At 71.7% G+C, this 23,815-nt stretch carries 22 protein-coding genes; 12 read left to right on the top strand and 10 right to left on the bottom strand.

The window, feature by feature from the left end; translation table 11 throughout:
- Positions 1 to 18 precede the first annotated feature (18 nt).
- On the top strand, positions 19 to 927 hold the full coding sequence (locus ACHFIV_RS17535; RefSeq protein ID WP_398969408.1) for an NAD(P)-dependent oxidoreductase: 909 nt from the start codon (positions 19 to 21) through the stop codon (positions 925 to 927).
- 53 nt (positions 928 to 980) lie between these two features.
- Here ACHFIV_RS17535 and ACHFIV_RS17530 read toward each other — a convergent pair whose 3' ends face one another.
- The gene (locus tag ACHFIV_RS17530; protein WP_398969405.1) at positions 981 to 2,183 is read right to left on the bottom strand and encodes a polyprenyl synthetase family protein; all 1,203 of its coding nucleotides are present in this window, start codon (positions 2,181 to 2,183) and stop codon (positions 981 to 983) included.
- Positions 2,180 to 3,268, bottom strand: coding sequence for a tetratricopeptide repeat protein (locus ACHFIV_RS17525; protein WP_398969402.1), 1,089 nt, complete (start codon positions 3,266 to 3,268; stop codon positions 2,180 to 2,182). Before ACHFIV_RS17525 ends, ACHFIV_RS17530 begins: the two co-directional genes overlap by 4 nt.
- A gap of 546 nt (positions 3,269 to 3,814) precedes the next feature.
- On the opposite strand from ACHFIV_RS17525, the gene ACHFIV_RS17520 reads away from it, so the two are divergent.
- Positions 3,815 to 4,033: an MbtH family protein gene (locus ACHFIV_RS17520; RefSeq protein ID WP_398969399.1), complete on the top strand. Its 219-nt coding sequence runs from the start codon at positions 3,815 to 3,817 to the stop codon at positions 4,031 to 4,033.
- Positions 4,034 to 4,149: 116 nt separating this feature from the next.
- Here the strand turns inward: ACHFIV_RS17520 and ACHFIV_RS17515 are convergent, their stop codons facing one another.
- Positions 4,150 to 5,250, bottom strand: coding sequence for a winged helix DNA-binding domain-containing protein (locus ACHFIV_RS17515; RefSeq protein ID WP_398969397.1), 1,101 nt, complete (start codon positions 5,248 to 5,250; stop codon positions 4,150 to 4,152).
- A gap of 169 nt (positions 5,251 to 5,419) precedes the next feature.
- Between ACHFIV_RS17515 and ACHFIV_RS17510 the strand changes: the two genes are divergently transcribed.
- Positions 5,420 to 6,403, top strand: coding sequence for a helix-turn-helix transcriptional regulator (locus ACHFIV_RS17510; protein ID WP_398969394.1), 984 nt, complete (start codon positions 5,420 to 5,422; stop codon positions 6,401 to 6,403).
- Positions 6,404 to 6,512: 109 nt separating this feature from the next.
- Here ACHFIV_RS17510 and ACHFIV_RS17505 read toward each other — a convergent pair whose 3' ends face one another.
- A complete protein-coding gene (locus tag ACHFIV_RS17505; RefSeq protein ID WP_398969391.1) occupies positions 6,513 to 7,532 on the bottom strand; it encodes a bile acid:sodium symporter family protein in 1,020 nt (339 codons plus the stop codon).
- Positions 7,533 to 7,905: 373 nt separating this feature from the next.
- Between ACHFIV_RS17505 and ACHFIV_RS17500 the strand changes: the two genes are divergently transcribed.
- The 5 genes from ACHFIV_RS17500 to ACHFIV_RS17480 all read left to right on the top strand — a co-directional run bounded on the left by ACHFIV_RS17500 (position 7,906) and on the right by ACHFIV_RS17480 (position 12,340).
- Positions 7,906 to 9,117, top strand: a complete 1,212-nt coding sequence (locus ACHFIV_RS17500; protein ID WP_398969388.1) for a PP2C family protein-serine/threonine phosphatase — start codon at positions 7,906 to 7,908, stop codon at positions 9,115 to 9,117.
- 9 nt (positions 9,118 to 9,126) lie between these two features.
- Positions 9,127 to 9,387: a hypothetical protein gene (locus ACHFIV_RS17495; RefSeq protein ID WP_398969385.1), complete on the top strand. Its 261-nt coding sequence runs from the start codon at positions 9,127 to 9,129 to the stop codon at positions 9,385 to 9,387.
- Between the two features lie 159 nt (positions 9,388 to 9,546).
- Positions 9,547 to 10,113 (top strand): PadR family transcriptional regulator, encoded by a 567-nt coding sequence (locus ACHFIV_RS17490; RefSeq protein ID WP_398969382.1) that lies wholly within the window; start codon positions 9,547 to 9,549, stop codon positions 10,111 to 10,113.
- Positions 10,114 to 10,160: 47 nt separating this feature from the next.
- On the top strand, positions 10,161 to 11,879 hold the full coding sequence (locus ACHFIV_RS17485; RefSeq protein ID WP_398969379.1) for an acyl-CoA dehydrogenase family protein: 1,719 nt from the start codon (positions 10,161 to 10,163) through the stop codon (positions 11,877 to 11,879).
- Between the two features lie 104 nt (positions 11,880 to 11,983).
- The gene (locus tag ACHFIV_RS17480; RefSeq protein ID WP_398969377.1) at positions 11,984 to 12,340 is read left to right on the top strand and encodes a hypothetical protein; all 357 of its coding nucleotides are present in this window, start codon (positions 11,984 to 11,986) and stop codon (positions 12,338 to 12,340) included.
- Positions 12,341 to 12,580: 240 nt separating this feature from the next.
- On the opposite strand, the gene ACHFIV_RS17475 is transcribed toward ACHFIV_RS17480, so the two are convergent.
- Positions 12,581 to 12,844 (bottom strand): DUF5133 domain-containing protein, encoded by a 264-nt coding sequence (locus ACHFIV_RS17475; protein ID WP_398969374.1) that lies wholly within the window; start codon positions 12,842 to 12,844, stop codon positions 12,581 to 12,583.
- 195 nt (positions 12,845 to 13,039) lie between these two features.
- Between ACHFIV_RS17475 and ACHFIV_RS17470 the strand changes: the two genes are divergently transcribed.
- A complete protein-coding gene (locus ACHFIV_RS17470; protein WP_398969372.1) occupies positions 13,040 to 13,702 on the top strand; it encodes a DUF998 domain-containing protein in 663 nt (220 codons plus the stop codon).
- 18 nt (positions 13,703 to 13,720) lie between these two features.
- On the opposite strand, the gene ACHFIV_RS17465 is transcribed toward ACHFIV_RS17470, so the two are convergent.
- The 4 genes from ACHFIV_RS17465 to ACHFIV_RS17450 all read right to left on the bottom strand — a co-directional run bounded on the left by ACHFIV_RS17465 (position 13,721) and on the right by ACHFIV_RS17450 (position 17,265).
- Positions 13,721 to 13,948, bottom strand: a complete 228-nt coding sequence (locus tag ACHFIV_RS17465; protein ID WP_398969730.1) for a ferredoxin — start codon at positions 13,946 to 13,948, stop codon at positions 13,721 to 13,723.
- Positions 13,945 to 15,138 (bottom strand): cytochrome P450, encoded by a 1,194-nt coding sequence (locus ACHFIV_RS17460; protein WP_398969369.1) that lies wholly within the window; start codon positions 15,136 to 15,138, stop codon positions 13,945 to 13,947. Before ACHFIV_RS17460 ends, ACHFIV_RS17465 begins: the two co-directional genes overlap by 4 nt.
- A gap of 132 nt (positions 15,139 to 15,270) precedes the next feature.
- Positions 15,271 to 16,086: an SAM-dependent methyltransferase gene (locus tag ACHFIV_RS17455; RefSeq protein ID WP_398969366.1), complete on the bottom strand. Its 816-nt coding sequence runs from the start codon at positions 16,084 to 16,086 to the stop codon at positions 15,271 to 15,273.
- 189 nt (positions 16,087 to 16,275) lie between these two features.
- Positions 16,276 to 17,265: a polysaccharide deacetylase family protein gene (locus ACHFIV_RS17450; protein WP_398969363.1), complete on the bottom strand. Its 990-nt coding sequence runs from the start codon at positions 17,263 to 17,265 to the stop codon at positions 16,276 to 16,278.
- Positions 17,266 to 17,934: 669 nt separating this feature from the next.
- On the opposite strand from ACHFIV_RS17450, the gene ACHFIV_RS17445 reads away from it, so the two are divergent.
- The 3 genes from ACHFIV_RS17445 (at position 17,935) to ACHFIV_RS17435 (ending at position 22,043) form a co-directional block, all read left to right on the top strand.
- A complete protein-coding gene (locus tag ACHFIV_RS17445) occupies positions 17,935 to 18,504 on the top strand; it encodes a TetR/AcrR family transcriptional regulator (protein WP_398969360.1) in 570 nt (189 codons plus the stop codon).
- A 47-nt stretch (positions 18,505 to 18,551) separates the two neighbouring features.
- Entirely contained in the window at positions 18,552 to 19,760 is a 1,209-nt protein-coding gene (locus ACHFIV_RS17440; RefSeq protein WP_398969357.1) for an SGNH/GDSL hydrolase family protein, read from the top strand.
- Between the two features lie 126 nt (positions 19,761 to 19,886).
- The gene (locus ACHFIV_RS17435) at positions 19,887 to 22,043 is read left to right on the top strand and encodes a SpoIIE family protein phosphatase (protein WP_398969355.1); all 2,157 of its coding nucleotides are present in this window, start codon (positions 19,887 to 19,889) and stop codon (positions 22,041 to 22,043) included.
- A gap of 229 nt (positions 22,044 to 22,272) precedes the next feature.
- Here ACHFIV_RS17435 and ACHFIV_RS17430 read toward each other — a convergent pair whose 3' ends face one another.
- Complete coding sequence (locus ACHFIV_RS17430; protein WP_398969353.1) at positions 22,273 to 23,718, bottom strand: glyceraldehyde-3-phosphate dehydrogenase; 1,446 nt, start codon at positions 23,716 to 23,718, stop codon at positions 22,273 to 22,275.
- Positions 23,719 to 23,815: the final 97 nt, after the last annotated feature.

Raw genomic sequence — 23,815 nt, 5'->3', positions numbered from 1 at the left:
CCCTTCGATCATGGAGGAGTGAACCGACAACAGAACCCCGACGCCACGCAGGACCGTCCCGTCACCCTCATCGGACTCGGCCCGATGGGCCAGGCGATGGCCCGTACCCTCCTCGCCGCCGGCCACTCCGTCACCGTCTGGAACCGCACCGCGAGCCGGGCCGACGGCCTCGTCGCCGACGGGGCGACGCTCGCGGCGACCCCCGCCGAGGCGGTCGAGGCGAGTGACCTCGTGATCCTCAGCCTCACCGACTACCGGGCGATGTACGACGTCCTCGGCAGCGCCACCGGCTCGCTCGCCGGCCGGACACTGGTCAACCTGAGCTCCGACACTCCCGACCGCACGCGCGAAGCCGCGACATGGGCGGGGGGCCATGACGCCGCCTTCCTCACCGGGGGCGTCATGACTCCCGCACCGATGGTCGGGACCGAGGCGGCCTACGTCTACTACAGCGGCCCCGAGAAGACGTTGGAGAGCCACCGGGCGGCACTCGCACTGCTCGGCACCCCCAGGTATCTGGGCGAGGACCCGGGCCTCGCCCAGCTGATGTACCAAGCGCAGCTCGCACTGTTCCTCTCCACCCTCTCCGGGCTGATGCACGCCACCGCGATGCTGGGCACCGCGGGTGTGAAGGCGCAGGACGCGCTGCCGGAGCTGTTCTCCCTCGCCGACTCGATCGGCGACATGATGAGGGCCGGGGAGGAGAAGCCGGGCGCCGCACTGGACGCCGGGGAGCACCCCGGCGACCTCAGCACGGTCACGATGATGGGGGCGACCTCCGACCACATCGTCGAGACCAGCACCGCTCTCGGACTCGACCTCGCGCTGCCACTGGCCGTGCAGGGCCACTACCGGCGTGCGATCCAGGACGGACACGGCAGCGACCACTGGACCCGCATCATCGACGGCATGCGGGCACCGGCCTGACGGACGGGCGCACGGCGCCCCGGCGGCCGGGCGGAACCCGGCCGCCGCCGTACTCACACCCTGCGGTGGAGCAGGAAGGAGGTCAGCACCTCGATCTCGCGAGCCGCACGGGGGGCGAGGGGCACGCCCCGCAGGCAGGCGCGGGCGGCGTCGAGGTGGTGGCCGGCCTCGGCCAGGGTGGCGGTGCGGCCGCCGCACGCCTCCACCAGGTCGGCGGCACGCATGGCACCGTCGTCGTCGAGGACATGAGGGGCGTTCAGGAGAGCGGCCAGTTCCCCGGCGCGGGGGCCGCCCCCGGCGAGAGCGGCCAGCACGGGGAAGGTCTTCTTCCGCTGCCGCAGGTCGCTGTGCACCGGCTTGCCCGTGACCGCCGGGTCCCCCCAGATGCCGAGCAGGTCGTCGACGGCCTGGAAGGCCACTCCGAGATGGCTCCCGGCACGGTCCAGCGCGGCGACGGTGCGAGCGGGTGCTCCGCCCAGGAGGCCGCCGAGCGCTGCGGCGCAGCCCAGCAGGGTGCCCGTCTTGAGTTCCGCCATGACCCGGTACTCATCGGTCCGGACGGCCCCGGGCCCCGTCCACGGACGGGACGCGAAGAGCAGGTCGTCCGCCTGGCCGCGTACGAGCCCGCTCAACGTCCCGGACAGGCGGACGACGGCCGCGGCCGTGTGCGGTCCGGGTGTCTCGGCGAGGGTCTGCACCGCGAGGGCGAAGAGCGCGTCGCCCGCGAGGACGGCGGGCCCCGTGCCGTACGCCTTCCACACGGTGTCCCGCTGCCGCCGGGTCCCGTCCCCGTCCATGATGTCGTCGTGCAGGAGCGAGAAGGTGTGGACCAGCTCCACTGCGACCGCGCCGGACACGGCGCTCTCCCCGGGCGCCCCCGCGGCCTCGGCGCCCAGTACGGCGAGGGCCTGGCGCACCCCCTTCCCCTCGAACGACCCGTCAGCGGGCGCGCCACCGACTTCGCACCACCCGAGTGCGAACGCGGCCATCTCACCCGACCAGGGATGGAGCCGTTCCACGGCGGCCGAAAGGGAAGGGCGCACCAGGTCGCGGCAGCGGGCGAGTATCCGGGGAGCGGTGAGCGCGGCGCGGGACGGCGGCGTACCCGGAGAGGGGACACCGGGTGCGGTGGCGTGGAGCGACGCGGTGTCGGTGTGCCCGGCACCTCCGGAAGGCGCCGCGTCCCGGACGGATCCGGCGGGCGCGGAGGACAGGGCGCGTACGGTGCCGGCGGAGACGGTCGTGGGAACGGTCATCGTGTCACCGCCGCCTCCACGCGGGGGTTCGCATCCGGCAGCGGTCCCACCCCCAGTTCGACAGCCGCCTTGTCGACCATGTCCCGGGCGTGCTTCAGCCCGATGCGGTCCAGGGTCCGGCGGAGCCCGGCCAGTTCCACGACGGTCTCCGCCGGGTTGCGTCCCAGCCTGGCCAGTGACTTGGCGAGACCCAGCTGTGACAGCGCGGTCCCCCGGGGTTCGTTCATCTCCTGGAACTCCGCGAGGGCCCGCGCGTAGGTGTCACGGGCCTGCGGGTACTGCCCGGCCCGGTAGTGCACGTTGGCCCGCATCTTGTGGTTGTAGGCCAGGGCGCTCGACAACTTCATCTCGCGGCAGGCGGACTCCGCCTCGGTGAGCAGTGCCAGCGCACGTTCCACGTCACCGTCGCGTACGGACACCACGTCGGCTATTCCGCGCAACGCCCAGGCCCGGCCCCGCTGGTCGTCCGCTCGGCCCGCGGTCTCGGCCGCCTCCTCGAAGAGGGCGAGAGCCCTGTCGTACGACCCGGTGTTCCGGTGCATCTGGGCTATGCCCTCCAACGCCCACACCGTGTGCCTGGCCTCGCCGCGCCTGCGGGCCTCGGCGAGCAGTTGTTCGTGCAGCTCGCCCACGGCCTGGTAGTCGCCCTGGATGCGCCCGGTCTCCGCGAGACCGGCGAGCGAGTAGCCGCGTACGACCACGTCGCCCCCTCGTTCACCCATCTCGGCGGCGAGCCCGAGCAGGCGGTAGGCCAGTGCCAGCGAACCCCGCTGACGAGCCAGCGTGCCACCGCTCCACAGCGCCCACGCCATGGCGCCGACGTCACCCGCGGCACGAGCCGCGCGGTAACTCGACTTCCAGGCCGCGTCGGCGTCGTCGACGCGCCCCAGCCGCCGGTACGCCTCCGCCACAGCCAGACCGCAGCGCGCCATCTCCCCCTGGTCGCCGTCCCGTTCGGCCGCACGCAGTTCTTCGACACCCTTCTTCAGTACGTCGCTGAGGGAGGAGTTCACCGACAACGAGCCGAGCGCCCCCTGATACTCGGGAGCGAACGCCTTGCCCTTCGGCCGATTCTGCTGAGTCACCCGTGCCACCTGCTCACTGTCTCGCCTGTCTCCGGAACCGCTGTCCCGACGGTTGCCGACCGCCGTTTCTCTGATCAAGACGGTATGAGCGGGCGGGGGTTCCACGAATCCCTCTCCGTGTCGGTCCCGGGTCGTACCTGAGAGCCACGGGAGACACGCGGACTAGTCAGCGGGAAGGAGGCGGCCCCTGGGCGGAACCGCCGCTCACCGCACGTCCGGGCGCGGTACTCGCCTGGACCGGCCCCTCGCGGACCCCCGGGTCCGCCGGATCCACGGTCCTCCTTGCGACGGATGCGGAGGCGGAGGCGGTGGCGCGTCTCTCGAGCGGCCCGCCGCACGGCCGTGGCGATCGCCCGAGACGGTCCGAACCGTGTCATCGGCAGCCGGCTCCTCGTTCACCCCGTTCGTCCATGTCCGGTCATCGGGTGGTGTCCCACCGGGCTCGCCAGGTGGGAGTTCGGGCCATGTGGCGCGTCGACGAAGGGGGAGCTGGGTAAGGTGGCAACGCCAAGTGGACTCAGCCTTACCTAAGTTCTAGGAGTACCGGTGACCAACCCCTTCGAGGACGAGAACGGCACCTACCTGGTGCTCGTCAACGACGAGGGACAGCATTCGCTGTGGCCCGCCTTCGCCGAGGTGCCCGCCGGCTGGGCGGTGGCGCACCCGGAGGACACGCGCCAGGCCTGTCTCGCCTACGTGGAGGAGAACTGGACCGACCTGCGGCCCAAGAGCCTGATACGGAGCATGGCGGCCGACTCCGCCTGACGCCCGGGAACCGGGTGGGTACGGCGCCCCGCCCCCGCTCACGAGGGCGGGGCGCCGTACCCCGCGGGGCCCGGGGCCGGTGCGACGGGTCGGCGGGCCGGCCGCGCCGGGGCGGATCAGCGGGCGTCCGTGGCGACCCGTACGCGAGTGCTTTCGCCGTCGGAGAGGAACGAGGCCAGTGCGGCCCCCTCCTCGGCGACACTGCCGCGGTCGGCACGGGACAAGCGGTACAGAGGGTCGACGACCACGGTGCCGGCGTCGACGCCCCAGGTCGCGGCGACCCGGCCGTCGACCAGGACGACGCGCTCGCCGGCGACCGAGAGGCCGCGGTGGGCGTCGTCGATGATCCGGCTGCGGTCGTGGTAGCCGAGAATCGCGTTGTCGAAGGCAGGCAGGAACCGCACCGGTGCGGGAGTCCCGGGGTCGGGACGGGGCGCGCCGGGGAGGTCGAGCAGTTCCCGTCCGCGCTCGTCCCGGAAGGAGACGAGTTCCCCGCGCAGCGCCTTCACCGCGGCAGGGAGACCTGTGAGGCCGCACCAGGCGCGCAGGTCCGCCGTCGCGGCGGGGCCGTAGGCGGCCAGGTAGCGGCGTACCAGCGTCCGGCCGACCGGGTCGCAGGGGTCGGGGTCCGGCGCGTCGAGGCTTCGGCCCAGCCAGGAGGAGAGCAGGACGTTGCGTACTCCCGCCTTGGTGCGCCACAGCCCTCGGGGCGGTGCCTGTGCGACCGGCACGAGGGCGGCGACCACCATCTCGCCGAGGGCCCGGCGTCCCGGCGCCGGGCGGCGCGCGGCGAGCTCGCTCACGACCTCGGCGGTCGAGCGGGGCTCCCCGTCGGCCATCACCGCCCGTCCCGCCGCCGCCAGTTCGTCGAGGTCCGTTCCGGCGAACTCGTCGCGGTAGACGCCGAGGACACGCCGGCGCAGCATGGAGTCGTGGCGGGCCCGCCAGGCGACCGCGTCGTCGGCGGTGACGAGGTGGACGGTGCGCCGCATGAGGTGGATCCGCACCACGCTGCGCCGGAGCAGCAGGTCCGAGAGGGCGGTGGGTTCGAACGCCCGCAGCCGGGACCAGAGTCCGGTGTACGGTTCCTGCGGCTCCTGAGCCTGGAGGCCGCCCAGATGTCCCACGGCCCCGGGCACCGGCATGCCGGAGCGTTCGAGCAGCAACTGCCTGGCGAGCGTGGCGCGGTTGAGCGACCGGCTGTCGAGGACGGTCATCGCGTCACCACCGGGGGCCCGGGCACCGGCCGGAGGGCCGGGTCTCCGGTCCGCGCGTGCTCTCGCGTCCTCACGTGGCTGGGTTCCTTCCGCTCGTGTGCGTGTCCAGGTCCACGTTCGCATCGGAAGCGGTCAGGATGTGTCCGCTTCTCCCGGTGATACTGAGGGCATGCCGAAGACCTCAGCGCGACTGCTGTCCCTCCTGTCCCTGCTCCAGGCGCGCCGCGACTGGCCCGGGCAGGCGCTGGCGGAGCGGCTGGAGGTCAGTCCGCGCACCGTACGACGTGACGTCGGCCGTCTGCGCGAGCTCGGCTATCCCGTGTCGGCCACCAAGGGGCCGGACGGCGGCTACCGGCTCGACGCCGGTGCGGAGCTGCCGCCGCTGCTCTTCGACGACGACCAGGCCGTCGCCCTGGCCGTCGCGCTCAGGACCGCCGCCGCCACCGGGGCAGGCATCGAGGAGGCCGCGGCGCGCGCGCTGAACACCGTCCGGCAGGTCATGCCGGCCCGCCTCCGCCATCGCGTCGACGCCGTGCGCGTCACCGCTGTCGAAGGCGTGGGACCCGATCCGGTCCCGCAGGCGGACCCGCGCGTTCTCGTGGCGCTGAGTGCGGCCGTCCACGCCCGTGAGGTACTGCGCTTCGACTACACCTCGGCGGACCCGGCGGCCGGTGAGGGTCCGGCCGCGCCGCCGCCGCGCAGGGCTCAGCCACATCACCTGGTCACCCGGCGCGGGCGCTGGTACCTCGTCGCCTGGGACCTCGACCGTGACGACTGGCGCACCTTCCGCGCCGACCGCATCGCCCCGCGCACCCCCACCGGGCCCCGCTTCACTCCTCGCGACGTGCCCGGGGGCGACGTGGCGGCCTTCGTGGCCGGCAGGTTCCAGGGCTTCGACGGCGGAGGCGACTGGCCCTGCCGCGGTGAGGTGATCCTCGATCTGCCGGCGTCCGTCGTCTCTCGCTACTCGCGGGACGGAGTCGTCGAGGCGCTCGGCCCGGACCGCTGCCGGCTCGTCCTCGGGGCATGGTCCTGGCCGGGGCTGGCCGCCACGATCGGCCGGTTCGACGCCGGCATCCAGGTCGTCGGGCCGGCCGAACTCAAGGACGCCTTCGCGCACCTGGCCCGCCGCTACGCGGATGCCGGCCGGTGAGGTCCCCGCCCGGTGACCGGCCGCGGCATCCGTGCGCCGGCGGGCACGGAACGCACGAAGGCGTTCGCCCGGAAACCCGGACGAACGCCTTCGAGCCGTGGGGTCCCGGTCAGGACTCGTCGGCCGGCACGGCCTCGGGCGCCGGACCGGCGACTCCGGGAGCGGGCACCTCGCGCCGGGACCGGTGGGACATCCAGGCGGCCACCAGGGCACCCGAGATGTTGTGCCACACGGAGAACACCGCGGCCGGCAGAGCGGCCAGCGGGCTGAAGTGAGCGGTCGCCAGCGAGGCGGCCAGCCCCGAGTTCTGCATGCCGACCTCGAAGGCCATGGCGCGGCTTGCAGGCCGGCCGAGTCCTGAGGCCTTGCCCGCGGCGTAGCCGAGCGCGAGTCCGAGGCCGTTGTGCAGCACGACTGCGATCAGCACGGTCACGGCGGCCGACTTGATGGTGCCGGCGCTGCCCGCCACGACGGCGCAGACGATCGCCGCGACGGCCACCGAAGAGAGCCAGGGCATGAGACCCAGTACGCGGTCGACGAGCCTGCCCGCGACCAGCCGCACCACCAGTCCGCCGAGGACCGGGAGCAGCACCGTCTTGAGGATGTCCGTGATCATCGAACCGGCGTCCACCGGAAGGTACGCGCCCGCCAGCAGCAGCGTGAGGGGCGGCGTCACCAGCGGGGCGACCAGAGTGGAGACGGTGGCGACGGAGACCGACAGCGCCACGTCGCCGCGGGCGAGGAACGTCACCACATTGGACGCCGTGCCGCTCGGCGCGCAGCCGACCAGGATGAGCCCGGCTGCCAGCTGCGGCGGCAGCCCGAGCAGATGAGCGATGGCCCAGCCGAGTCCCGGCATGATCACGTAGTGCGCGACCAGGCCGATCGCCACGGCCCACGGACGCTTCGCCACGCCCCGGAAGTCGAGCGGAGTCATCGTCAGTCCCATGCAGAACATGACGATGCCCAGGAGGTACGGAACCGATTCCGTCCAGCCGTCGAACGTCCCGGGGGTGACGAGACCTGCCACGCCCGCCACGACTACGAGCACGGGGAACACCGTGACGGCGCGCCTCGCCGCCTTGTCGTCGGAGGCCGTCTGATCAGGGGTTATCTGTTCGGTTTGCACAGGCGCGATGGAACGCCGCAGGCGTGCGCCTTCGCAAACGCGTCTCGCCATGCGGACAAGATGTCCGGGATGCGTCGCTCCGGAGCACGGCTCCCCGGCCGGTCGCGGAACTCGCGGCGCGGACCACGCCCCGCGGAGGAGAGTCGAGGCCCTCGGCGCGAGACGCCGGCTGCTCCGTACGAGCATATACGTGGTCAGTGCAAGCAGTTGCCTCGCGGCACGATGCACACGGGGCCGGGCACCGGCACGTCAGGAGAACATCGGTGTCTCTCGCTGCCCCAGCAAGCCCCTGCCCGTCAGATGTCTCCGCCCCGTACGCCGTGCGCGGAAGCCCGGGGTGGCGGAGGACCGCACGTGCGGGCAGCGTGGGGGAGTGCCGCAGCTGCCGAGAACCCAGTGGATCCCCGTAGGCCTCATCGTGCTGGCCGTGGTGGTCGACCTGGTCACCCCGCACGATGTGACGTCCGCGCCACTTCTCATGGCGGCACCCGTCGCAGCCGCGCCACTCTCCGGAGTCCGGGGAATCGTCGGGGTCGGCCTCACGGCGATGGTCGTCCACGCGTTCCTCGCGCGGCTCGACGGCACCTTCGGCTGGCGCGCGGGCGTGGCCAACCAGATCACCCTGGCGGCCGTCACGGCGCTCGCCGTACTCATCCACCGCACGCTGCGCAGCCGGGACGCCCGCGCCAGGCGCGCCCAGCACGTCGCGGCCGTCGCCCAGCGGGCCGTGCTGCCCAGGCCCCCGTCACGCCTCGGGGACCTGCACATCGACGCGCGGTACGTGCCGGCCGAGAGCGAGGCCCTGATCGGCGGAGACCTGTACGTGGTGCAGAGCACCCCGTACGGAGTCCGGGTGATGGTCGGCGACGTGCGGGGGAAGGGGCTGGGCGCGGTCAGCGCCGTCAGCGCCGATCTCGGCGCCTTCCGGTACGCGGCGGACGAGTCCGAGGACCTGCCGCAACTGGTGGCCCGGCTGGAGAGGGCTCTCCTGCGCGAGGGCGGCCGACGCGGCGGACAGCAGCAGGAGGAGGGTTTCACGACGGCCCTCATCGCCGAGTTCTCCACGGACCTGGAGACCGTACGCCTGGTCAACCGGGGCCATCCGCCTCCCGTTCTCCTGGACGCGCAGGGCCGCGCCACGCTTCTGCAGGCATCCGAGGAAGCGCCTCCGCTGGGCATGAGCGACCTGGGCACCTGGTCCGCCCCGGTCGACAGCTTCCCCTTCCCGGCCGGCTCCACCCTGCTCCTCCTCACCGACGGTGTCACCGAGTCCCGGGACGCCACGGGCCGCTTCTACGACCCCGTGGCCCGTCTGCCGCTCGCGTTCGCCGGACGGACCCGCTCGGACGGGCGCCCCACCCCGGGGCAGATCCTGGACACGCTGATCCAGGACGTCCGGCGCCATGCCGGCGGCCGGCCGCAGGACGACCAGGCCATGCTCGCCCTGCACCGCGCGGGTGCCGGGCAAGGGTCCGCCGCCCTCGACGGGACCACTCCGGCGGCGCCTTCGACCCGCCCCGCCGGCCCCGGCCCGTTCGCCACGCGCCGGGCCGGACATGACCCGGTCGGTGACGGAGAGACCTGACCCACTGACGTGGACGCTGACGAGCGTCCGGAACCCGTCGGCTACCTGACGGTGCGGTGCCGCAGGTATGCGCAGCCCGACGGCAAGCTGCAGGACCGGGACATCCTCCAGGGCGGACGGACGGTGGCTCTCACCGCGTTCACGGAGGACGGCCCGGGCATTCTCGTCCGCCAGTACGGACGGGCCCCGGCAAGGCGCTGCGCGACCGGCGACCTGCTCGCCGGGACGCCCGCGCAGCCGGAGCGAGGCGCCCCGCAAGGCGGCGGCTGAAGCGACTCCGGAGCCGGACGGCCCCGTCCCGACCGGTACCACCCCTCGTCAGCCGTGTGCCGCGCGGGCCGCGCCGGTTCGCAGCGGGGCAGGGTGAGGCGCGTCTCACCCGGCCGCCGCAGCTTGCTATGCAACCAGTTGCATAAGACGATCGGGGGCATGGCGCTCGAACACGCGATCCTCGTCTCCCTGCTGGAGCAGCCGGGCTCGGGCTATGAGCTCGCCCGGCGGTTCGAACGGTCCATCGGGTACTTCTGGACCGCCACGCACCAGCAGATCTACCGCGTCCTCAAGCGCATGGAGAGCGACGGCCTGCTCGACGTCCGCGACGTGCCGCAGGAACGCAGGCCGGACAAGAAGGAGTACTCCGTCGCGGCCCCCGGCCGCGCCGCCCTCTCCGACTGGCTCCACGAACCGATCGAACCCGAGAGCCTCCGCCACGATCTCGCCGTGAAGATCCGCGGCACGGCCTTCGACGACCCGGCAGCGCTGCTGCACGAGGTCCAGCGGCACCACCGGGTGCACAGCGACCGTCTCGCGCACTACCTCGCCGGGGAACTGCGTGACTTCACCGGTCCCGGAGCTCCGGCAACCCTGGACGCGGGCCAGGAACTGCAGCACGTCGTGCTGCGCGGCGGCATCGCCTACGAACGCATGACGGTCGCCTGGCTCGACGACGTACTCACCACGCTCCGCAGGCTCGGCCCGGCCGGCCGGCAGAAGTGACATCTCCGTCCTCCCCCCGCCCACACCCTCTCGAAAGGCCCCTCACCATGGCAGACCCGCTGCTGTTCAACCCGCGTGCCTACGACCCCGCGCACTTCGACCCCGAGACCCGCAGGCTGCTGCGCGCCACCATCGACTGGTTCGAGGACCGCGGCAAGCGGCGTCTCATCGAGGACTACCGGTCCCGCGCGTGGCTGGGCGAGTTCCTCGGGTTCGCCGCCAAGGAGGGACTGTTCGCCACCTTCCTCACTCCCGCCACGGCCGCGCAGCGGGAGGACCAGCGCTGGGACACCGCGAGGATCGCCGCGCTCAACGAGATCTTCGGCTTCTACGGACTCGACTACTGGTATGCCTGGCAGGTGACCATCCTCGGGCTCGGCCCGGTCTGGCAGAGCGACAACGACGCGGCCCGCACCCGCGCGGCGGACCTGCTCTCGCAGGGTGAGGTGTTCGCCTTCGGCCTGTCGGAGAAGACCCACGGCGCCGACATCTACTCCACGGACATGCTCCTCGAACCGGCCGGTGACGGCGGCTTCCGGGCCACCGGCTCCAAGTACTACATAGGCAACGGCAACGCCGCCGGCCTGGTCTCGGTCTTCGGCCGGCGCACCGACGTCGAAGGCCCTGACGGCTACGTCTTCTTCGCGGCGGACAGCCGCCATCCCGCCTACCACCTGGTGAAGAACGTCGTCGACTCCTCCAAGTACGTCAGCGAGTTCCGCCTCGACGGCTACCCGGTCGGCCCCGACGACGTCCTGCACACGGGCCGCGCCGCCTTCGACGCCGCCCTCAACACCGTCAACGTGGGCAAGTTCAACCTGTGCACCGCGTCGATCGGCATCTGCGAGCACGCGATGTACGAGGCCGTGACCCACGCGCACAACCGCATCCTTTACGGCCGCCCCGTGACCGCGTTCCCGCACGTCCGCCGGGAGCTTGCCGACGCCTACGTCCGGCTCGTCGGCATGAAGCTGTTCAGCGACCGGGCCGTCGACTACTTCCGGTCGGCCGGCCCGGACGACCGCCGGTACCTGCTGTTCAACCCGATGACGAAGATGAAGGTGACCACGGAGGGCGAGAAGGTCATCGACCTGATGTGGGACGTCATCGCCGCCAAGGGCTTCGAGAAGGACACGTACTTCGCCCAGGCGGCCGTGGAGATCCGCAGCCTGCCCAAGCTGGAGGGCACGGTCCACGTCAACCTCGCTCTCATCCTCAAGTTCATGCGGAACCACCTGCTGGATCCGGCCGGGTACGAGCCCGTCCCGACGCGCCTGGACGCGGCGGACGACGCCTTCCTCTTCCAGCAGGGACCCGCCCGTGGCCTCGGATCCGTACGCTTCCACGACTGGCGTCCGGCCTACGACGCGTACGCCGCGGTGCCCAACGTCGCCCGCTTCCGGGAGCAGGCGGACGCCCTGTGCGACTTCGTCGCCCGTGCCGCGCCCGACGAGCACCAGAGCCGGGACCTCGACTTCCTGCTGTCCGTCGGCCAGCTCTTCGCCCTCGTGGTCCACGGCCAGCTGATCCTGGAGCAGGCCCGGCTCACCGGCCTGGACGAGGACGTGCTGGACGAGCTGTTCTCCGTACTGGTCCGGGACTTCTCCGGGTACGCCGTCGAGCTGCACGGCAAGGACTCCGCGACCGAGGAGCAGCAGCGCTGGGCCGTCGCCGCGATACGGCGCCCCGTCGTCGACGACGCCCGCTCGGCGCGGGTGTGGGACCGCGTCGAGGCCCTGTCCGGGGCGTACGAGATGGGCCTGTAACCCGAACGGGGAACCCGACCGGGCCGGCCCGCATCGCCCGCGCCTACGGGGGCATATGGAAGGTCCGGCGGCCGGATCGGGCCGGCTGCCAGGAGGAGGCGACCATGGAAACGGTCTGGACAGGTCCTGCGCAGCTGGAACGGCCGCTGGACGACGACGTGATCGGATACGGCGTGGAGGCACCGGACGGAAGCGTGGGAACCGTCATCCGGCTCTCGCCGGTACCGGGTTTCGACCACCTGGTGATCGACGCGGGAGTCTGGAAGTTCGGGAGGAGCGTCGTCGTGCCCGCGGGCATGGTGGCCGCCGTGGACGGCACCGAACGCGTGATCAGGGTCCGGTGCACCAAGGACGAGATCAAGGACGCCCCGCGCTTCGAGCGCGATCAGGACACGGGCGACCTCTTCTACCTGCGGAAGCTCGGCACGTATTACGAGACCCTGACCGCCACCGCGAGATGACGGCAGTTCGGCGCCACCGGCCTGAGCCGGTGGCGCCGAGGTGCACGGGGACCGCCAGGTGTGCGCAAGCGTGTTCCGACAGCGGCGAGGTCAGGGCGATCGCGCAGCTCCCGTCGGACAGGGCCGTCAGCTGTTCCGCGTTCTTCCCGTCGCCCGTTCCCGCTCGGGCGGAACCCACCTGCCCGGCCTTTCGGGGCCGGGGCGACCCCGGGAGGGATCACACCGACGGCGGGCGGTGGGTCAGGCGGTCTGGAGGCGGTTCTCCTGCTGCCTGGCAACAGGCCGGCGCAGAGCGGGGGAGACCGTGGCCCGCATGCCGAGCATCGTGTCGGCGACCTGCAGGGCCTGCGCGACAGCCTGGGTGCCGGTCATCACGCACAGGGTGTACGCGGCATCCTCCACGGCCCGGGACGTCGCGTCCGTGGAGCGGCGCGCGTCCTCGATCCGCGCGTCGGCGTAGCGGGCCAGAGCCACTCTCAGGTCCTGAGGACTGGGTGTCAGCACAGCGGGTCTCCTCCATGTTCGATCCACGTCCGGTACGGCGCGCCGGGACCCGGGGCCGCTGGTGGGCCGAGCGGTGCGGTCCACACACCGTCAGGTGACCCGGCGTCACGCGCCTACCCGCTCGTGGGCGGACTACGCAGCGGATCGCCTGCGTGTACACCGGCCCGTACCCGCCGGGCGTTCTACATTGCACCGATGCGATCTGTCCCCCGGTGGGCCTTCTTCTCCTCGGCGTGTGCCCCGATCCTCCTGGTCGGTGGCTGGGCGGTCTCGGCGGAGCTGCAGGGGCCCGGTTACGACCCCGCGCGGGCGACGATCAGCCTGCTCGCCTCCGACGGCGCCGGCGGGTACTGGGTGATGACGTCAGCCCTGCTCGCCCTGGGAGCCTGCCATGTGATCACCGCCTGCGGGCTACGACCCGCCGCGCCGTTCGGCAGGGTGACACTGGCCGGCGGCGGGATCACGGCGATGCTGCTCGCCCTGTTCCCGGCACCGAGCAGCGGTGGCTCGTTCGCACACGGAGTGGTCGTGACCGTGGGGTTCTCGCTGCTCGCCGTGTGGCCGGTCCTGGCCGTCCGGCGCGGACCCCGCCGGATGACCGTGGCGGCGCTCGACACCTGGCCGCGCCCCGGGGCCCCGCCCTCCGAGGAGGCGGCGCCCTGGGGACTGCGACCGGTGCCTTCCGCCACGGCGGCAGGGCTCATGTGGCTCGGCGGAGGCTGGTTCCTGCTCGCCCTCCTCCTCCTCGACACCGCGGGAGCGGCCGAGCGCGTCCTCACGTTCGCTCAGTCGTTCTGGCCGTTCGTCGTGGTCGTCTCCTGCGTCCGGCGGACCGGCGGCGAAGGGCGGCCGACGTGACGGCCCCGTGCGGGCGGCTCAGGGGCGGGGCCCGATCACCAGACCGCCCTCCCGGACCACGATCGCCGACGCGGGACACGAGTCGGCGGCGTCCAGCGCACGTTCGTCAGGGGCCATCCGCTCATGGACGGGCCGCGCCCGGTCCTCCTCGTCGAGCTCGTACAGATCGGAGGCGACACCCGCGCACATGCCCGATCCCATACACAGACCGCGGTCCACCTCCGTCGTCCACGACACGGCCTTCACCACCCCACCGGCATCTCGCGCGGCCCCCGCACGAGCATCTGGCTCTTCCACTCCACGTCCCCCGCCACATGCAGGTCCGGGAAGCGCACGAGCAGCGCCTCCAGTGCCTCCTGCAGTTCGAGCCGGGCGAGAGGTGCACCGAGGCAGTGGTGGACCCCGTGTCCGAACCCCAGATGCTGGACGCCGGTCCTCGTGACGTCGAGCCTTCCCGCCCCCTCGAACCTCAGGGCGTCGCGGTTGGCGGCCCCGACCGCGACGAGCACGGGCTCCCCCGCCCGGACGAGTGTGCCGCCGACCTCCACGTCCTCGGTCGCGTACCGGGGGAAGCCCGCGCCGCTTCCCAGCGGCACGAAGCGCAGCAGTTCCTCGACGGCCCCGCGGATGAGCGCGGGGCGCTCCCGCAGCAGTTCCAGCTGATCGGGGTGGTCGAGCAGCGCGTACACGAAGTTCGGGATCTGGGTCGCGGTGGTCTCGTGACCGGCGACGAGGATGCCGACACAGAGATCGACCAGTTCGAGTTCGCTGAGCCGGTCCCCGGTGTCACGGGCCTCGATGAGCCCCGTCATGAGATCCGGCCGGGGGCTGCGCCGGTGGTCCTCGATCAGTGTCGCCATGTAGGCACGCAGCTCCTCCCGGCTGCGCAGGAACTCCTCGGCGGTCAGGGAACTCGTGGAGAGGGCGGCGTCGCTCCAGGCCCGGAACCTCGGGCGGTCCTCCTCCGGCACGCCGAGCATGCGACAGATCACCGCCACGGGGATCGGCAGCGCGTAGTGCTCCACCAGGTCGGCCGGCTGTCCCCCGGCCTCCAGCCCGTCGAGCAGGCCGTGCGCAAGCTCCCGTACCCAGGGGCGTAACTTCTCCACCTGATGCACGGTGAACGCCTTGGCCACCAGGGTGCGCAGCCGGGTGTGCCCAGGGGGGTCCATGCTCAGGATGCCGCTGTCCCGGCTTCCTTCCGACTGGCGCGGCTCGTCGTGGCGGAGGGCCTCCGCCCGGCTGAAGCGGCGGTCGCCGAGTACCAGGCGCGCGTCGGCGTAGCGCGTGGCCAGCCAGGCGGGTTCCCCGTAGGTCATGCGTACGCGCAGGAGCCCGGGCCGCACCAGTGCTTCCTGGTAGGCGTCCGCCAGCTCCAGTCCGGCCGACGCGTTGAACGGATAGGGAACGGGTGTCTGTCCGGCTGTGGCCGTCATCGTGTGGCCTCCCTGCTCTCGGCGGATCACCCGAGAATCAGGTCGCGGCGCCGACGAGGTCAACAGCGCCTTGTCGGCCACCACCGGGCCGCCGCTCCCGGGGAAGCGACGGCCCGGTGGTGGCCGATCGGGTCAGCCCTTGCGGCCCACCGCCACGTACCCCGCGCTGACGACGTCGTCCTGCCCGGGGACCGGCTCGCCCAGCTCGGGATGCCACGCCTCAGCCGCCACGATGCCGGGCTCCACCACGTCGAGCCCGTCGAAGAAGCGGGCGAACTGCGCGCGGGTGCGGGGCGCCAGGGTGAGGGTGTTGGCCTTGTACATCTCGTCGACCTTGCGTGCCTCCGCCGGGTGGAAGTCTGCGGTGAGGTGCGAGATCACCACGTGGCTGCCCGGCGCGAGCACTCCGGTCAGCCGCTCCACCAGCTCGTAGGCACCGTCCTCGTCACTCACGAAGTGCAGCAGAGCGATCATGGAGAGTGCGACCGGCCGGCTGAAGTCCAGGGTCTTGCCGGCGTGCTGGAGTATGGCCTCCACGTCGCGGGCGTCCGCCTGGACGTAGTCGATGGCGCCCTCCTCCGTGCCCTTCAGGAGGGCCTCGGCGTGCGCCAGGACGATCGGGTCGTTGTCGCAGTAGACGACCCGTGTGGAGGGCGCCGCCCGCTGGGCCACCTGGTGGAGATTGGGCTCGGTGGGTATCCCCGTGCCGATGTCGAGGAACTGCCGGATTCCCTGGTCGGTCAGCCACCGGGTGGCGCGGTGCATGAAGGCCCGGTTCACCTTCGCCATGACGGGGACGGAGGGCTCGACGGCGAGCATCTGCCGGCCCAGGGCCTCGTCCACCGGGTAGTTGTCCTTGCCGCCGAGGAACCAGTCGTACATCCGGGCGGGATGGGGTCTGCTGGTGTCGATGCGCAGGGCGGGGGCATCGTTCTCCGGTCGGGACATGGCGAACTCCTGGAGTGTGCGCGGCAGCGGATGATCAGCTGCGAACAGAATAGGGAACGCGAGCGCCGAACATGTCCATCAGCGATCAACCTGGTTGTCCATGCAGCCCCTTCGTCGCCCCGGGAAGCAGTGGAAGCCGGCGGCATCCCGTGGCGGCGGCGGTCAGGCCGCCGCCCCCACGGGCGGTCGTCAGGTGGTGCTGCAGGAGACGGTCGGCCAGGTCCAGTTGCCGTTGGCCTGGATCGTGGCGCCCCAGGTGTTTCCGCTGCCGTTGGACCGGGCGGTCATCACCTGGGCGGAGGGGAAGGCGGCGGCGGTGTTCCAGGTGGTGAGGACCTTCGCGGGGGAGGGCACGTTCATGGTGACGGTCCAGTTGGCGGAACCCGACACGGCGACGCTGATGTTGTAGCGGTCGCTCCACCTCTGGCCCGCGGACACGGTGGCCGTGCAGCCGTTGCCGCCGCCGCCACCGCTGCCGCCGCCGTCGGGGGCGACGGCTCGGCCCGTCTGCGGAGAGATCATCCCGGCGCAGAGCCCTCGGCTCGCCAGCCCCTGGGCGATGCGCGGGATCGCGGCGAGGGTGTTGGCGGGCCAGTCGTGCATGAGGATGACCTGGCCGTCGGTGAGCCGGGCGTTGGCCTGCACGATGGCGTCCGTGCTCGCGTTGTTCCAGTCCTGCGAGTCGACGTCCCAGATGACCTGCGTCAGACCGTACTTGGCCGCGACCGACCGCACCGTCGCGTCGGTCTCCCCGTACGGGGGGCGGAACAGCTTCGGGGTGCCCCCGCCGGCGGCGGCGATGGCCTGCTGGGTGCGGGAGAGCTCCGAGTCGATCTGTGCCTGGCTCAGCTGCGTCAGGTGCGGATGGGTGTAGCTGTGGTTGGCGACCCACATGCCGGCGTCCACCTGCGCCCGGACCTGAGCGGGGTTGGCGGCGGCGTACTGGCCCTGGTTGAACATCGTGGCCCGCAGGCCGTTCTGCTTCAGGGCGTTCAGCAGAGCCGGCGTGCTGCTCGACGGGCCGTCGTCGAAGGTCAGCCCGACGTATCCGTTGCACGCGGCGGCGGCAGCGGCGTGCGCGGGGGTGGCGTCGGCAGCGACGGTGGCGGTCGCGGCCATCGTGGCGACGGCCAGAGCGGTGACCGCGGGCCGTAGGGACAGGCGTGGCGTGATGCGCATGCGAGTGAGCCCTTCTCGTCCTGCTGGACATGGGGGAGACGGCTGTGTGGGGCGGGGGCGCTCGGCGGCCGGTCTCGACGCCGGGCCCTGGTGCACGGATCGACGGACGGTGAAGTCCGTCGACGGCGAACAGTGTTGAGCCGGCTCCAAGGGGTGTCAAGAGTTTCGACATCGATTACGAAACGGTCGGGCCTGTTCTGAGTGCCGTCAAAAGTTGTTCTTCCTGCGCAACGGTGGTGAGCGTGAAGAGAGCCGGAACCGAAAGTCGTGCACTGGGGGATCGGCCCCGAGATTGTGACTCCCTGGCATCGAAAGTTTCGAACCTCACCGGCCGGTCCGGGATGAGGGGCCGACGGGGTGGCGGACGTGCTCGGGAGGCGCCGGGAGGCGTGTGCGCGACACGCGGGGCGGCTCTGTCCGGAAACCGCCGCCAGGGGTGCCCGATGACGCGGCGCCGCCTCGGTTCCCGTTCGCCTCCGTCCGTTCGCCGACGAACTCGTCAGGACGCCGCCGACGGTGCCCGGCGCGAACAGGGGCCGCGGCCCCGCAGCGGGCGTCCGGGCGGTGTTTCCCCTGAGTCGGCAGGCAGGGTACCTTGGGCAACTCGACATCTGCCTAGTCCGCCTAGGCAGGAGCATGAGCACACCTGCCGAAAAAGGGATGGCCGCCATGGCGAGAGCAGGACTGACCGCGGAACGCCTCACGCAGGCGGGCGCCGAGCTGGCCGACGAAGTCGGCTTCGACAAGGTGACCGTCGCGGCACTGGCCAGGCAGTTCGGTGTCAAGGACGCGAGTGTCTACTCGCATCTGAAGAGCTCCCAGGACCTCAGGACGAGGATCGCCCTGCTGGCCCTGGCGGAACTCGCCGACCGCGTGTCCGCCGCGCTGGCCGGGCGGGCGGGCAAGGACGCGCTGGAGGCGTTCGCCAACGCCTACCGTGACTACGCGAGGGAGCATCCGGGCCGCTACGCCGCGGCACAGATCAGGCTCGACCCGGACACCGCCGCCGCCAGCGCGGGCGGCAGGCACGCCCAGATGACGCGGGCGATCCTGCGTGGCTACGACCTGGCCGAGCCGGACCGTACGCACGCGGTCCGCCTGCTGGGCAGTGTCTTCCACGGCTACATCAGCCTGGAGTCGGGCGGCAGTTTCAGTCACAGCGCTCCAGGCACGGAGGAGACCTGGTCTCGGGTCCTCGACGCCCTCGACGCACTCCTCCGCCACTGGCCCGCCACCTGACGACGTCACGCGACGGCCCCACCCTCCCACCGGAACAGGCACGGACAATGAGCACCCACCCCGGGCTGACGGACACCCCCCTCACCGAAGACCTCCTGCGGGGCGCGCTCCACGTGGAGCGCACCGAACGCGGCGTGCTGCCCCACCGGCTGCCCGCCCGTGCCCGCGCCCAGAACACCGATGGCCAACTGGCGATGGCCGAGTCCCAGCCCTCCGGCGTGCGGATCGCCCTGCGCACCCGGGCGACCGTCGTGGAACTGGACACCCTGCCCACCAAACGGGTGTACGCGGGGACTCCCCGCCGGCCTGACGGGGTCTACGACCTGCTGGTCGACGGCCGCCTCGCTGATCAGGCAGTCGTGACCGGCGGCAATACCCTGACCATCGACATGGCCGCCGGATCCGCCGAGGTCCGGCCGGGGCCGGCCGGCACCCTCCGTTTCAGCGGTCTCCCCGCCCATCTCAAGGACGTCGAGATCTGGCTGCCGCACAACGAGACCACCGAGCTGATCGCCCTGCGGACCGACGCCCCCGTCGAGCCGGCTCCGGACCGGGGTCGCGCGGTGTGGCTGCACCACGGCAGCTCGATCAGCCATGGCTCCGACGCCGCCGGCCCCACCACCACCTGGCCCGCGCTGGCCGCCGCCCTCGGCGGTGTGGAGCTGGTCAACCTGGGTCTCGCAGGCGGCGCACTGCTCGACCCGTTCACCGCCCGCGCCCTGCGGGACACCCCGGCCGACCGGATAAGCCTCAAGATCGGGATCAACCTGGTCAACACCGACCTGATGCGCCTGCGCGCCTTCGCCCCGGCCGTCCACGGCTTCCTCGACACGATCCGCGAGGGCCACCCCACCACACCGCTGCTGGTCGTCTCGCCCCTCCTGTGCCCGATCCACGAGGACACGCCCGGCCCCAGCGCACCGGACCTCAGCGCCCTCGGCGCGGGCAAGCTGAACTTCCGTGCCGCGGGGGACCCCGCCGAAACGGCCGCGGGAAAGCTCACCCTGAGCGTCATCAGGAGCGAACTCGCCCGCATCGTCGAGCAGCGGGCGGCCGAGGACCCTCACCTGCACCACCTCGACGGTCGTGAACTCTACGGTGAGGCGGACCACGCGGAACTGCCGCTCCCCGACTCGCTGCACCCCGACGCCGCCACGCACCGCCGCATCGGCGAACGCTTCGCGGAGCTGGCGTTCCACTCGGGTGGCCCGCTCGCCGTCCCACCCGCGGGGACGCCGGGCGGGGCCGGGGGCTGAGCCAAACGGCTACGGCGAGGAGAGGGGCGGTTGAGAGCCCGGACACACAAGGGCATTCTTGAACACAGGTCGCATATGTGTGTTCGTGGGCGGCCTGCCTAGGCGGGGAGGACGAGTGATGGGCCCATGAGCATGGACGAGTCGGGCCGTGTACGTCCGTCCGGCGGCGGCGGTGAACCCACACCGACGGCTGCCGACGGCCTCTGCCTGCCGTCCGAACGTGTGCGCTGCGAGATCCTTGAGCAGCTACCGGTGCCGGTGGCCTACTTCGGCAGGGACCAGCTGCTCGCCATGGCGAACCGGGCGGCCGCCGATTCGGTCGGCAGGCCCGAGGCGTCGATCGTGGGGCTGCGGCCCGGGGAGGTCGAACCCGGACTGTTCCTGGAAGGCGGGGAGGGCCTCGCCGAAGCCATCGCCCGCGTGCTGAGGACGGGTGTGGGAGAGCCGTACGAGACGCACCTGATGGTGGCGGGCAGCGAGCACATCTGGCAGGCGGCGATGTCACCCGTGTGCGATGCCGCCGGCGAGGTGCAAGGTGTGTCCGTCGTGACGCTCGACACCACGGAGCAGTTCTGGGCGCGCCGTCGCCTGGCCGTGCTGAACAAGGCCAGCATGCGCATCGGCAGCACCCTCGACGTGGGCCGGACGGCGGAGGAGCTCGCGCAGCTCGCCGTCGAGGACTTCGCCGACTTCGTCACGGTCGACCTGCTGTCCGAGGCCCTGACGGGGGACGAGGCCCGCTCGGTGGCACACCGGGACTCCATCGACTTCCACCGGGTGGCCCAGAAGTCCGTTCTCGACGGGTGTCCGGAGTCGGTCGTCCCGCTCGGCGGCATCCACGCCTACGACCGTGACTCGATGGTGGGCCGCGCACTGATCGAAGGACAGCCGGCGCGCATCACCCTCGACGACGACGCCCTGCGGCTCTGGGCGACGGGCGAACCCACGCGGTCGAGGAGCATGCGTGAACACAGGATCCATTCGGTGATGGTGGTCCCGTTGCAGGCCCGTGGCGTCACCCTGGGAACGACGCTGTTCTGCCGCCACAGGACCCCCGGGGCCTTCGGCGCCGCCGATCTGCAGCTCGCCGCGGAGCTGGTCTCGCGGGCGGCCGTCTGCGTGGACAACGCACGCCGGTACACCCGTGAGCGGGCCACCGCACTCGCCCTGCAACGCAGCCTGCTGCCCCGCAGGGCAGCCCGGCAGAAGGCCGTCGAGGTCACCGCGCGCTATCTCCCCAACACCGACGGGGCCGGGATCGGCGGGGACTGGTTCGACGTCATCCCCCTGTCCGGCGCCCGGGTCGCCCTGGTGGTCGGTGACGTGGTCGGCCACGGGCTCCACGCCACGGCCACGATGGGCAGACTCCGCACCGCCGTGCGCACCCTGGCCGACGTCGACCTCGCCCCCGAGGAACTGCTCACCCAGCTCGACGCGCTGGTTCTGACACTCGACCGCGAACAGCCGGCGGACAGCGCCGAAGGAGCGACGGTCGCCGGGGCGACCTGCCTCTACGCCGTGTACGACCCGGCGGCGGGATGCTGCACCATGGCACGAGCGGGCCACCCCGAGCCGATGCTGGTCCGCCCCGACGGCACCGTCGAACAGCTGCGGCTGCCCTCCGGCCCGCCGCTCGGAGTGGGGGGCCTGGCCTTCGAGGCGGCCGAGTTCGAGCTGCCCGAGGGCAGTCGGCTGGCCCTCTACACCGACGGCCTGGTCGAGACGGCCGAGAGGGACATCGACACGTCTCTCGCCGAGCTGCGGGAACTGCTCGGGCGCCCGGTGCTCTCCCTCGAAGAGGCCTGCGACACCGTCATGGACGCACTCGTTCCTGAGCAGCCGAACGACGACGTCGCCCTGCTGCTGGCGCGGACCCGGCGTCTGGACGCGGGCCACTACGCCTCATGGGACCTCGCAGCCGATCCGGCCGTCGTGGCCACCGCCCGCGAACGGGCTGCCGCGCAGCTGACGGCATGGGGTCTGGACGACGCCGTGTTCACCACGGAGCTGGTCGTCAGCGAACTGGTCACCAACGCCATCCGCTACGGCGGTGATCCGATCCGGCTCCGCCTCATCCGGGACACCGCGCTCATCTGCGAGGTCTTCGACGGCAGCAGCACCGCTCCTCATCTGCGCCGTGCCCGGATCTTCGACGAGGGCGGACGCGGTCTCCTGCTCGTCGCCAGTCTCACCGAGCGCTGGGGAACGCGCTACACCGGGACGGGCAAGACCATCTGGGCCGAACAGCCGCTGCCCGGCACGGCAGAGGCCGACCTCCTCTGAGCTTCCTCCGCGTCCGGACCGCTGTTCCCGGCCACAGCCGTGCCGAGCAGTTCCCGACGCACCGTGGCACGAGCCGATCGCGCCTCAGGTGTTCCTCACCCTGCTCAAGGCCGGGGACACACGAGCCGAAGAACCAGACATGTCGCACGCACGCACACGCCGCACCGTACTGGCCGGCGGCGGCTCCCGGCGCCGCCTCGCGGCACCAGGAGCCGTGGGACCGGACGGATCAGACCGCCGGGGCCGGGTAGGTCGGGTACTCGACTCCGGACACGTGCTGGACGACCCGGACGACCTGCGAGGAGTAGCCGAACTCGTTGTCGTACCAGAGGTAGAGGATCGCGTTGTCGCCCTCGACCTTGGTGGCGCCGGCGTCCACGATCGAGGCGTGGCGCGAGCCGATGAAGTCGCTCGACACCGCGTCGGGAGCCGTGATGAAGTCGATCTGCCGCCTGAGCGGCGAGGTCAGCGACACGTTGCGGAGATAGTCGAGGACCTCCTCACGGTCGGTTTCGCGCCCGAGCTGCAGGTTCAGGATCGCGATCGAGACGTCCGGCACCGGGACGCGGATCGAGCTGCCGGTGATCTTGGCGTCGAGGTCCGGCAGCGCCTTGGTGACGGCCGAGGCGGCGCCTGTCTCGGTGATGACCATGTTGAGCGGCGCGGATCGGCCACGGCGGTCCGAGTTGTGGTAATTGTCCAGCAGGTTCTGGTCGTTGGTGAAGGAGTGGACGGTCTCCACGTGTCCGCGCAGCACGCCGTACTCGTCGGCCATCGCCTTCAGCGGCGGGACGATCGCGTTGGTGGTGCAGGAGGCGCAGGAGATGATCCGCTCGTCCGGCTTGATCATGTCCTGGTTGACGCCGTGCACGATGTTGGGGACGTCGCCCTTGCCGGGCGCGGTCAGGACGACCTTCGCGATACCGGGCCTCAGGTGCTTGGACAGGCCCTCACGGTCCCGCCAGCGGCCCGTGTTGTCGATGAGGATGGCGTCCTTGATGCCGTGTGCCGTGTAGTCCACCGCCGTCGGGTCGTCGGAGTAGATCACCTGGATCTCGTTGCCGTTGGCGATGATCCGGCTGTTCGCCTCGTCCACGGTGATAGTGCCCTGGAACTGGCCGTGGATGGAGTCGCGGCGCAGCAGCGAGGCGCGCTTCACGATGTCCTGTCCGGCACCCTGGCGTACGACGATGGCGCGCAGGCGCAGACCGTTGCCGGAGCCGGTCTTCTCGATGAGCAGGCGGGCCAGGAGGCGGCCGATGCGGCCGAAACCGTAGAGGACGACGTCGCGCGCCTCGCGGCGCTCCGTCTTGTTGGCGCCCGTCGCACCCGCCACGGCCTCGGCCGTGAACTCGTCCACCGACAGACCGCGGTCGTCGCTCCTGAACGTCGCGGCGAGCATGCCGATGTCGATCTGCGACGGCCCGAGGTCGAGTGCGGAGAGGGCGTGCAGGAACGGCAGCGTCTCGGTGACCGAGAGCTCCTCACCGGCTATCTGCCGGGCGAACCGGTGGGTCTTGAGGATGCTGACCACCGACTTGTTCACCAGGGAGCGGCTGTGGAGCAGGATCGTGACGTCCCGCTCCCGGTGCAGCTTCCCGATGATCGGGATCATCGACTCCGCGATCTCCTCGCGGGTCTTCCAATTGGTGAACGAGTCCTCGGTGGCAGTCACAAGTCCATCTTTCGAGCTAGGCGGTGCTCATATGTTAACCGCACCCGATTTTGATCATGCAATCGGTGCCGCCCGACGGCCGTGGCCGAACGCACTC

Origin of the sequence: Streptomyces sp. ALB3 (assembly GCF_044385685.1) — a bacterium.
GTDB lineage: Bacteria > Actinomycetota > Actinomycetes > Streptomycetales > Streptomycetaceae > Streptomyces.
This window is presented reverse-complemented; position numbering and strand designations above follow the sequence as displayed.

Excerpts from the sequence above, each read along its gene's own strand:
- ACHFIV_RS17530 (WP_398969405.1), bottom strand. The coding sequence starts at position 2,183 with ATGACCGTTCCCACGACCGTCTCCGCCGGCACCGTACGCGCCCTGTCC.
- ACHFIV_RS17515 (WP_398969397.1), bottom strand. The coding sequence starts at position 5,250 with ATGACCGTCCTCGACAGCCGGTCGCTCAACCGCGCCACGCTCGCCAGG.
- ACHFIV_RS17510 (WP_398969394.1), top strand. The coding sequence starts at position 5,420 with ATGCCGAAGACCTCAGCGCGACTGCTGTCCCTCCTGTCCCTGCTCCAG.
- ACHFIV_RS17490 (WP_398969382.1), top strand. The coding sequence starts at position 9,547 with ATGGCGCTCGAACACGCGATCCTCGTCTCCCTGCTGGAGCAGCCGGGC.
- ACHFIV_RS17485 (WP_398969379.1), top strand. The coding sequence starts at position 10,161 with ATGGCAGACCCGCTGCTGTTCAACCCGCGTGCCTACGACCCCGCGCAC.
- ACHFIV_RS17480 (WP_398969377.1), top strand. The coding sequence starts at position 11,984 with ATGGAAACGGTCTGGACAGGTCCTGCGCAGCTGGAACGGCCGCTGGAC.
- ACHFIV_RS17470 (WP_398969372.1), top strand. The coding sequence starts at position 13,040 with ATGCGATCTGTCCCCCGGTGGGCCTTCTTCTCCTCGGCGTGTGCCCCG.
- ACHFIV_RS17460 (WP_398969369.1), bottom strand. The coding sequence starts at position 15,138 with ATGACGGCCACAGCCGGACAGACACCCGTTCCCTATCCGTTCAACGCG.
- ACHFIV_RS17455 (WP_398969366.1), bottom strand. The coding sequence starts at position 16,086 with ATGTCCCGACCGGAGAACGATGCCCCCGCCCTGCGCATCGACACCAGC.
- ACHFIV_RS17450 (WP_398969363.1), bottom strand. The coding sequence starts at position 17,265 with ATGCGCATCACGCCACGCCTGTCCCTACGGCCCGCGGTCACCGCTCTG.
- ACHFIV_RS17445 (WP_398969360.1), top strand. The coding sequence starts at position 17,935 with ATGGCGAGAGCAGGACTGACCGCGGAACGCCTCACGCAGGCGGGCGCC.
- ACHFIV_RS17440 (WP_398969357.1), top strand. The coding sequence starts at position 18,552 with ATGAGCACCCACCCCGGGCTGACGGACACCCCCCTCACCGAAGACCTC.
- ACHFIV_RS17435 (WP_398969355.1), top strand. The coding sequence starts at position 19,887 with ATGAGCATGGACGAGTCGGGCCGTGTACGTCCGTCCGGCGGCGGCGGT.